The 8,485-nt window shown below is 69.4% G+C and carries 9 protein-coding genes and 1 pseudogene; 5 read left to right on the plus strand and 5 right to left on the minus strand.

Annotated features, from left to right (window positions below; translation table 11 throughout):
* Nucleotides 1-7 precede the first annotated feature (7 nt).
* Nucleotides 8-371, plus strand: a pseudogene (locus NLX86_RS24270) (hypothetical protein); the annotation flags it as partial.
* Here the strand turns inward: NLX86_RS24270 and NLX86_RS24275 are convergent.
* Nucleotides 290-1,675, minus strand: a complete 1,386-nt coding sequence (locus NLX86_RS24275; RefSeq protein ID WP_254373891.1) for an MFS transporter — start codon at nucleotides 1,673-1,675, stop codon at nucleotides 290-292. The pseudogene NLX86_RS24270 and the gene NLX86_RS24275 overlap by 82 nt on opposite strands.
* Before the next feature lie 152 nt (nucleotides 1,676-1,827).
* On the opposite strand from NLX86_RS24275, the gene NLX86_RS24280 reads away from it, so the two are divergent.
* Nucleotides 1,828-2,586 carry a phosphoglyceromutase gene (locus tag NLX86_RS24280; protein ID WP_254373892.1) on the plus strand — a complete coding sequence of 253 codons (759 nt, stop codon included), beginning with the start codon at nucleotides 1,828-1,830 and terminating at the stop codon, nucleotides 2,584-2,586.
* Nucleotides 2,587-2,666: 80 nt separating this feature from the next.
* On the opposite strand, the gene NLX86_RS24285 is transcribed toward NLX86_RS24280, so the two are convergent.
* The 3 genes from NLX86_RS24285 to phoU all read right to left on the minus strand — a co-directional run bounded on the left by NLX86_RS24285 (nucleotide 2,667) and on the right by phoU (nucleotide 4,108).
* A complete protein-coding gene (locus tag NLX86_RS24285) occupies nucleotides 2,667-2,987 on the minus strand; it encodes a GYD domain-containing protein (protein WP_254373893.1) in 321 nt (106 codons plus the stop codon).
* 192 nt (nucleotides 2,988-3,179) lie between these two features.
* A complete protein-coding gene (locus tag NLX86_RS24290; protein ID WP_254373894.1) occupies nucleotides 3,180-3,329 on the minus strand; it encodes a hypothetical protein in 150 nt (49 codons plus the stop codon).
* A 98-nt stretch (nucleotides 3,330-3,427) separates the two neighbouring features.
* Complete coding sequence (gene phoU / locus NLX86_RS24295) at nucleotides 3,428-4,108, minus strand: phosphate signaling complex protein PhoU (protein ID WP_254373895.1); 681 nt, start codon at nucleotides 4,106-4,108, stop codon at nucleotides 3,428-3,430.
* Between the two features lie 198 nt (nucleotides 4,109-4,306).
* Between phoU and NLX86_RS24300 the strand changes: the two genes are divergently transcribed.
* Nucleotides 4,307-5,689 (plus strand): cell wall metabolism sensor histidine kinase WalK, encoded by a 1,383-nt coding sequence (locus NLX86_RS24300; RefSeq protein WP_254373896.1) that lies wholly within the window; start codon nucleotides 4,307-4,309, stop codon nucleotides 5,687-5,689.
* Complete coding sequence (locus tag NLX86_RS24305) at nucleotides 5,686-6,366, plus strand: response regulator transcription factor (protein WP_254373897.1); 681 nt, start codon at nucleotides 5,686-5,688, stop codon at nucleotides 6,364-6,366. The genes NLX86_RS24300 and NLX86_RS24305 overlap by 4 nt, the downstream gene beginning before the upstream one ends.
* A gap of 104 nt (nucleotides 6,367-6,470) precedes the next feature.
* Here NLX86_RS24305 and NLX86_RS24310 read toward each other — a convergent pair whose 3' ends face one another.
* Entirely contained in the window at nucleotides 6,471-7,187 is a 717-nt protein-coding gene (locus NLX86_RS24310) for a DUF461 domain-containing protein (protein ID WP_254373898.1), read from the minus strand.
* 617 nt (nucleotides 7,188-7,804) lie between these two features.
* Between NLX86_RS24310 and NLX86_RS24315 the strand changes: the two genes are divergently transcribed.
* On the plus strand, nucleotides 7,805-8,287 hold the full coding sequence (locus NLX86_RS24315; RefSeq protein WP_003953493.1) for a CarD family transcriptional regulator: 483 nt from the start codon (nucleotides 7,805-7,807) through the stop codon (nucleotides 8,285-8,287).
* Nucleotides 8,288-8,485 lie beyond the last annotated feature (198 nt).

The following is an 8,485-nucleotide window of genomic DNA, read 5'->3' on the forward strand; positions in this document are numbered from 1 at the left end:
CGCCCGGGACCCGCGGTTCAGCACGTTCGTCACGCCGCTCACCGGCTCCGGGGTCGAGGGCCTCACCCTCGAAGCCGTCGAGACACCGCAGTCGCCGCACCTTCTGGACAAGGCTACAACGGTGTCACCGTCCGCCATGTCGACAACGGCTTCGGCCTGTCGCCGCCTCCGCCTGCACTCTGCGCCGCACACGTGTCGAGGGCCGCGGCTCCCATCACCCGTACTTCTGCCGCGAGGGCGCGCACGACAACCTCATCGAGACACGGCGCGCCGCCCGGAGGTCTGACCGTCAGCTGCCGGTGTTCGCCTGCTTGCCGTCCACGGGAATGACGGCGGTGGGCGCGACGGCCGTCGGCACCACGGCCAGGGGCGCGACATCGGCGGCCATCACCTCAGCGGCCAGAACATCATCGGCAACGACATCGCCGGCCAGGGCGTCATCGGCCGCCGCGTCCTTCGAAAGCTGTACGCCGTTCTCCGGCAGCCCACGCATCAGCAGCCAGTACCCCAGCGCCGCCAGCGTGCCGAGCACCGCGCACGATCCCCACAGCCACTGCGCGCCGAAGCGGTCGATGGCGTAACCGGCCATCAGGGGCGCGAGCAGCCCCGCGACCGCCCAGGACATCGTGTACATGCCCTGGTAGCGGCCCCGCCCGTGCGCGGGGGACAGCCGGACCACGAGGCCCATCTGGGTGGGAGAGTTGATGATCTCGGCAAGCGTCCAGACGCACACGGTCAGCGCGTACACCGCGATCGACCCGGCGAACGCGGTCAGCCCGAAGCCGTAGCCGGCCAGCAGGCCGGAGATGACCAGCAGCTTCTGCGGGTCGCGGTGCTCGATGAACCGGGTCACCGGGATCTGCAGGGCGACGATCAGCACACCGTTGACCGCTGCCACGAGCCCGTAGTCGGACGGCGAGAACCCGTCCCTGCCCATCGCCACCGGCAGTCCCACCGACCCCTGCAGGAAGATCAGGGAGATGAGGAAGGACAGCGCGACCACGCCCATGTAGCGCCGGTCCCGCAGTACGGTCCCGAGGCCGATCTCCGGTTCGTCCTTCTCCGCGGAGGAACCGCGCTCCGGCCTGGACTCCGGCAGCTTCAGGAACACCAGCACCGCGCACAGCAGGGTCAGCGCGGCCTCGCCGAGGAAGCCCGCGAGGTAGCTGTACTCAGCGATGAGGCCCGCACCGGCCGCGGAGATCGCGAACCCGAGGTTGATGGCCCAGTAGTTGAGCGCGAAGGCTCTCACCCGGTCCTCGGGGCGGACGATGTCGGCCATCATCGCCTGCACCGCCGGGCGCGAGGCGTTGCTCGTCATACCGACCAGGAAGGCGACGGCCGCGATGGCGGCCGGGTGCTGCATAAACCCGAGCAGCGCCACGGAGGCGGCCGTCGAACTCTGGGCGATGAGCAGCGTGGGCCGCCGCCCCAGCCGGTCGGTCATCACGCCCGCGCCGAGCGAGGAGGCGACTCCGCCGAGGCCGTGGAGGGCTGCCACCAGTCCTGCGAAGGAGGCCGAGTAGCCCCGCTCCAAGGTCAGATACAGGGCCATGAAGGTGGCGACGAAGGCCCCGAGCCGGTTGACCAGCGTGCTGGCCCACAGCCACCAGAAGGCCCGGGGGAGCCCCGAGACGCTCTCTCGTGCGGCCCGTCTGAGACTGGCAACGGACATCGGGATCCCCCCAGGGATGTAAGAGGCACGGGCAACTTCCGCACGTTACATTCGCTGTGTTCCCGAGCGCCACTCGATTGACGCCGTCCGTCAATCGAGACTGCCGTCCCCGTGCGCGCGAGCGCCATTCCCCGTCTATTAGGCTCGTACGCATGGCCGACGCACCGTACAAGCTGATCCTCCTCCGCCACGGCGAGAGCGACTGGAACGCGAAGAACCTGTTCACCGGCTGGGTGGACGTCAACCTCACCGAGAAGGGCGAGAAGGAGGCGGTCCGCGGCGGTGAGCTGCTGAAGGACGCCGGCCTGCTGCCCGACGTACTGCACACCTCCCTCCAGAAGCGCGCCATCCGCACCGCGCAGCTCGCCCTCGAGGCCGCGGACCGCCACTGGATCCCGGTGCACCGCTCCTGGCGCCTGAACGAGCGCCACTACGGTGCGCTCCAGGGCAAGGACAAGGCGCAGACCCTCGCCGAGTTCGGCGAGGAGCAGTTCATGCTGTGGCGCCGCTCGTACGACACCCCGCCGCCGGTCCTCGAGGACGGCACGGAGTTCTCACAGAGCGACGACCCGCGCTACGCGACGATCCCGAGCGAGCTGCGTCCGCGCACGGAGTGCCTGAAGGACGTCGTCGAGCGCATGCTGCCGTACTGGTACGACGGCATCGTCCCGGACCTGCTGGCCGGCCGCACCGTCCTGGTCGCCGCCCACGGCAACTCCCTGCGCGGCCTGGTCAAGCACCTCGACGGCATCTCCGACGCCGCCATCACGGGCCTGAACATCCCGACCGGCATCCCGCTCTACTACGAGCTGGACGCCGACTTCAACCCCCTCGTCCAGGGCGGCACGTACCTGGACCCGGAGGCGGCCGCGGCGGCGATCGAGGCGGTCAAGAACCAGGGCAAGAAGTAACTTCGCGCATAGTCAAGCCCCCTGTCTGCGGGTTCTCCCGCCGGGCCGGGGGCTTGTCGGTTCGGCGCTTGGCCAGCAGGTCAGGCTCCCGGAGGGCGGAAGTCGACCGTTTTCCTGGCGGCCGCGTCGATGTCCTCGGGGGTGAGCAGCCGGACCGCTTTGGACTGCACGGCTCCGGTGGCCCGCACTGTCATGGCGGTGGCGACCATCGACACGTCGTCGGGGAGGTCGATGACGCAGTACAGGTCGTCCTCGCCGAGCGCGAAGTACATCGATTTGAGTGTGCCGCCGCACGATGCGACCACCTCCTCCACGGCGGCCCGGCGGCCCGTACCGCCCTCGGCGAGCAGCCCCTTGGTTCCCGCGGCGGTGTAACTGGCCTGGACCAGGTACTTCGGCATCTGGCTCTCCCACTGTCAGGACCCGCCGCGGATGCGGCCACGCCCTTACCTTCGGCACCGGGCAGGGGTTCGGCAACGCGGACACCGCCGAACGAGGGCAACCGCAGACGACCACATGAGACGACCGAGAGGGCCCCGTCCGTCTGGGCGGGGCCCTTTTCGCTGGTGTCGCAGGTGCGGATAGGGACACTGCTAGCCGCAGCAGCCGCCGCATTGGCACGGCGCGCCCGACTGGCAGCCGCAGCCGCAGCCCGAGCCGCAGCCGCAGGCGCCGAGGAGTGGCAGGTGGACCACTTCGGTCGGCTGTTCCTGCTGGGAGTTGGGCGTGGGGGAATCGGTCATGAGGTTCCTCCTCGAAGGCGTACGTGGCGTACTGCCTGCTGCCCATTGCATGCCCACTCCCGCGGGCGCATCAACGGCGCACACGCGCAGGATTCGGGCTACGCGCCTTCGACCTGCGCCGGGGCGGCCTGGAGTTCGTCCGCGTGTTCGCCGGTGACCAGGTAGACCACGCGCTTCGCCACCGAGACCGCGTGGTCCGCGAACCGCTCGTAGTACCGGCCCAGCAGCGTCACGTCGACCGCCGTCTCGATGCCGTGCTTCCAGCGGTCGTCCATCAGGTGCTGGAACAGGGTGCGGTGCAGCAGGTCCATCTCGTCGTCGTCGTGCTCCAGCTGGAGCGCGAGGTCCACGTCCTTGGTGATGATGACCTCGGCCGCCTTCGCCATCAGGCGCTGCGCGAGCTGCCCCATCTCCAGGATGGTGGCGTGCAGGTCGCGCGGCACGGCCGAGTTCGGGAAGCGCAGCCGGGCGAGCTTGGCGACGTGCTGCGCCAGGTCGCCGGAGCGCTCCAGGTCGGCGCTCATCCGCAGCGAGGTGACCACGATCCGCAGGTCCGTCGCGACCGGCTGCTGGCGGGCCAGCAGGGCGATGGCCCTGGCCTCCAGGTCGTGCTGCAGATCGTCCACCTTCTGGTCTGCGGCGATCACGCTTTCGGCGAGCTTCAGATCGGCGTCGAGCATGGCCGTGGTGGCCCGCCCGATCGCGGACCCGACGAGCCGGGCCATCTCGACCAGGCCCTCGCCGATCGAGTCCAGTTCCTCGTGGTACGCGTCCCGCATTGGTTGTCCCTCTCTTGTCCCGCTCTTGTCCCGACGGGGCTCTTGACCCCCACGCTCCCACGTTCTGTCCCGTACGCGTCCGGCTCCGGCACCGGAAGTGAACCGGCCCCATCCCCACGGTGAACTCTGGGCGACGACTGTTCGAGGTGCCACCCGAACGGCTGTGGAACTGTCATTGACCCCGCTTAACCTGGATGCATGGACGTGAACGCGGCGGTCGCCGCATTGGCAGCGATCGCCGGGGTGTGCACCGGCGTGGTCGCCATGCTGGCGTTCCGCTGGAGCGAGCGCGACCAGGCCCGCCCCACCAGGACGTCCCTGCATACGGACGCCGTGCTGCCGCCCGGCGTGGACACCGTGCTTTCCGTACTGCGCTCGTCCGCGGTCGTCCTCGACGAGGCGGACAGTGTGGTGAAGGCCAGCTCCGCGGCGTACGCGCTGGGCCTGGTCCGTGGCGGCAAACTGGCCGTCGAACCCATGCTGCACATGGCGCGTGACACCCGCCGTGACGGTGAGATACGGCAGGTCGAGCTGGACCTGCCCCGCCGCGGCACCGGCCGCGGCGAAGCCCTGGCGGTCTCCGCGCGGGTCGCCCCGCTCGGCTCCCGCCTGGTACTGCTGCTCGTGGAGGACCTCACCGAGGCCCGCCGTATCGAAGCGGTACGGCGCGACTTCGTCGCCAACGTCAGCCATGAGCTCAAGACCCCGACGGGCGCGCTCTCGCTGCTCTCCGAGGCAGTCATGGACGCGTCCGACGACCCCGAGGCGGTGACCCGTTTCGCCGGCCGGATGCAGATCGAGGCGACTCGCCTCACCAATCTGGTCCAAGAGCTCATCGACCTCTCCCGGGTGCAGAACGACGACCCGCTGGAGGACGCCGAGCCGGTCCGCGTCGACACCCTGTTCGCCGAGGCGATCGACCGGTGTCGCCACACGGCGTCGTCCAAACAGATCACCATGGCCACGGGCGGCAGCGCCGACCTGTATGTCTGGGGGAACCGCGGCCAGCTGGCCGCTGCCCTCGGCAACCTCGTGGAGAACGCCGTCAACTACAGTCCGGCCCGCACCCGCGTCGGCATAGCCGGCCGCCGGGTCACCGCACCCGGCGGTGGGGGCACCTCCCAGGCCGTAGGCTCTGGGGGACTGATCGAGATCGCCGTGACCGACCAGGGCATCGGTATCTCCGAGAAGGACCGCGAGCGCGTATTCGAGCGCTTCTACCGCGTCGACCCGGCCCGCTCCCGGGCCACCGGCGGCACCGGCCTCGGCCTCGCCATCGTCAAGCACGTGGCCGCCTCGCACGGCGGGGAGGTCACGGTGTGGAGCTCGGAGGGTCAGGGCTCCACGTTCACGCTGCGGCTCCCGGAGGCGGGCGCCGTACGCGACCAGGCCACGTCCGAGGGCCGCGGCGGCAGCGCGCTGCTGGTCCCGGACGACGTCGAAGAGGTCGACAACGTTGAAGACGTCGACGGCGTGAACGACGACGGCCACGGCCCTTACGACACGACCCCCACCACCAATGCCACCCGCTCCGCGTCTGGCTCACAAGCAGCCATTCCTGCCCCGGAGGTCCTTCCGTGACCCGAGTGCTCGTCGTCGAGGATGAGGAATCCTTCAGCGACGCCCTGTCCTACATGCTCCGCAAGGAAGGCTTCGAGGTCGCCATCGCGGCCACCGGGCCCGAGGGGCTCGACGAGTTCGAGCGCAACGGCGCCGACCTCGTCCTGCTCGACCTGATGCTGCCCGGACTGCCCGGCACCGAGGTGTGCCGGCAGCTGCGTGGACGGTCGAACGTCCCGGTCATCATGGTGACCGCCAAGGACAGTGAGATCGACAAGGTCGTCGGCCTGGAGATAGGAGCCGACGACTACGTGACGAAGCCGTTCTCCTCGCGGGAGCTGGTCGCCCGCATCCGCGCGGTGCTGCGCCGCCGCGGTGAGCCGGAGGAGGTCATGCCGGCGGCCCTGGAGGCCGGTCCGGTCCGGATGGACGTGGACCGCCATGTCGTCACGGTCTCGGGCGGCAAGGTCGACCTCCCGCTGAAGGAGTTCGACCTGCTGGAGATGCTGCTGCGCAACGCGGGCCGCGTACTGACCCGGATGCAGCTGATCGACCGGGTGTGGGGCGCGGACTACGTCGGCGACACCAAGACCCTGGACGTCCACGTGAAGCGCCTGCGCGCCAAGATCGAGCCGGACCCGGGCGCCCCGCGCTACCTGGTGACGGTCCGGGGCCTGGGGTACAAGTTCGAGCCGTAAACCGGCCCGTGCATACGTACGCCGAAGGCGCCCCCGCGGGTTCTCGCTGCTGGGGCGCCTTCGGCGTGCGTAGGTGCGTACGTACGTGGGTGTACGGCGGTGTGTCAGTGGCCGGCGCCGTGCGACGCGGACGACTCGTCCGACGGCGTGCCCGCGCCCGGCTCCTCGCTGCCCTCCACCGGCTCACCGGACTCCACCGGCTCACCGGACTCCACGGGCTCACCGGACTCCGCAGGCTCACCGGGCTCGCCCGGCTTGCCCGACTCGGACGCGGACTCCGCCGGCTCGGCGCCGGGCTTCGGGGCCGCCTCCGTCGGGCCGTAGCCCTTGTAGTAGCCGGTCGCCGGGACGACGAACGCCCTCAGCGGCACATCGCCGGCGTCGCTGAACTCGAACACGACCTTCTGCGCGTCCCCGTCCTTCGCCGCCTCGCGGCCCTTCTCGATGACCGCGGACGCGTTGCCCTTGCCGCCGATGACGACGGAGCCGCCGGCCGGCACGGTGACCGGGCCGGAGCCCGTGGCCGACGTCAGCTTCACCTCGGCGCCGGCCCCGGGCAGCTGGATGCCCTCGAGGGTCTCGGGCTTCGCACCGGTGTTGAACAGCGTCGCGGAGACTACGGCCGGGCCCTTGGCCTCGGCCTCGGCCTGTGTGATGACCAGCGCGTTCTGGATCTTGATGTTGCCGACGGTGACCGCGGCGTTGTCCGGCTTGACGCCGAGCGTCTGCGCGTCGTTGCCCGCAGCGCATGCGGAGAGCGAGGCGATCGAGAACGCGATGGCGGTAGCGGCGAGGGCGCCGCGTCGAAGGCTGCGGCTCACGGCGGCGGCAACTCCTTGGACGTACAGACGGACGGGTGGATGGGTGGAGCGGGTCCAGCGGGTCCAGCGGGTTCAGCGGAAGGGCGGCGTAAAGGCGCCCCAAGGGTGTGTCAGCGCGCTTAGGTTACCGAGCCCGGGTCTCCGGCCCGCACCCGACCCTCCGCCCGTCCCTCCGCGCAGCGTGGCGGCATCGCCGGTGGTGGCCGGTCCGTGGATTTCGTACGCCGTTCACATAAGCCCTGTGATCGATTTCCCTGGCCGGAACGCATTTCTCACACAAAACCCTCATCGGCGCGTCGTGATCAATTCCGGATTGTTCCGCCGGGCTTCCGTACGGGACGTCGGCAGCCGAACGGAGTAGGGAAAGTTCACCGCTTGGAACCCGGCAAAACGGGACGTTAGGCCCTTCGTGCGGGTGGCGTGCAGGGCGTAACGTAGGCGTTTCCCGCCGTCCGTAGAGCCGCTCCGACCTGCGAATACCCGCTTCCGGAAGGCTTCCGCAGCACGTTCGTGTTGCTGTTGTCAAGCCCCGAGATATGCCCTGACCTGCGGAAACGCCATTCAGAACGGTCCGTTCTCGTGTTACTCTGGATAGCCACGGAAGGGGTACCTGTCACATGACGTTCAAGGTTGGCGACACCGTGGTCTATCCCCATCACGGGGCCGCGCTGATCGAGGCCATCGAAACTCGCCAGATCAAAGGCGTGGACAAGACCTACTTGGTGCTCAAGGTCGCCCAGGGCGACCTGACGGTTCGGGTACCGGCGGACAATGCGGAGTTCGTCGGCGTACGCGATGTGGTCGGTCAGGACGGGCTCGACCGGGTCTTCGAGGTGCTGCGCGCACCGTATGCCGAAGAGCCGACGAACTGGTCTCGTCGCTACAAGGCAAATCTCGAGAAGCTCGCCTCCGGCGATGTCATCAAGGTGGCGGAAGTTGTCCGTGACCTGTGGCGTCGTGAGCGCGAGCGCGGACTGTCCGCCGGTGAGAAGCGCATGCTCGCCAAGGCGCGGCAGATCCTGGTGAGCGAGCTGGCGCTCGCTGAGAACACCAATGAGGACAAGGCCGAGGCTCTGCTCGACGAGGTTCTCGCGTCCTGACGCGGGAGTCGCCCGGAGGCCCATCTCCGGCCGAGCGCACTGAGCACAGTTGTGCCGCGGTGCCCGATGACACACTCGCTGTCGCCGGGCGCTGCGGCATGTCTGTCTGCAAAGCCCCGGTGTCTGCAAAGCCCCGGTGTCTGCAAAGCCCCGGTGTCTGCAAAGCCCCGGTGTCTGCAAAGCCCCGGTGTCTGCAAA

It is taken from the genome of Streptomyces sp. A3M-1-3 (assembly GCF_024213665.1).
In the GTDB taxonomy this organism is placed as follows: Bacteria; Actinomycetota; Actinomycetes; order Streptomycetales; family Streptomycetaceae; genus Streptomyces.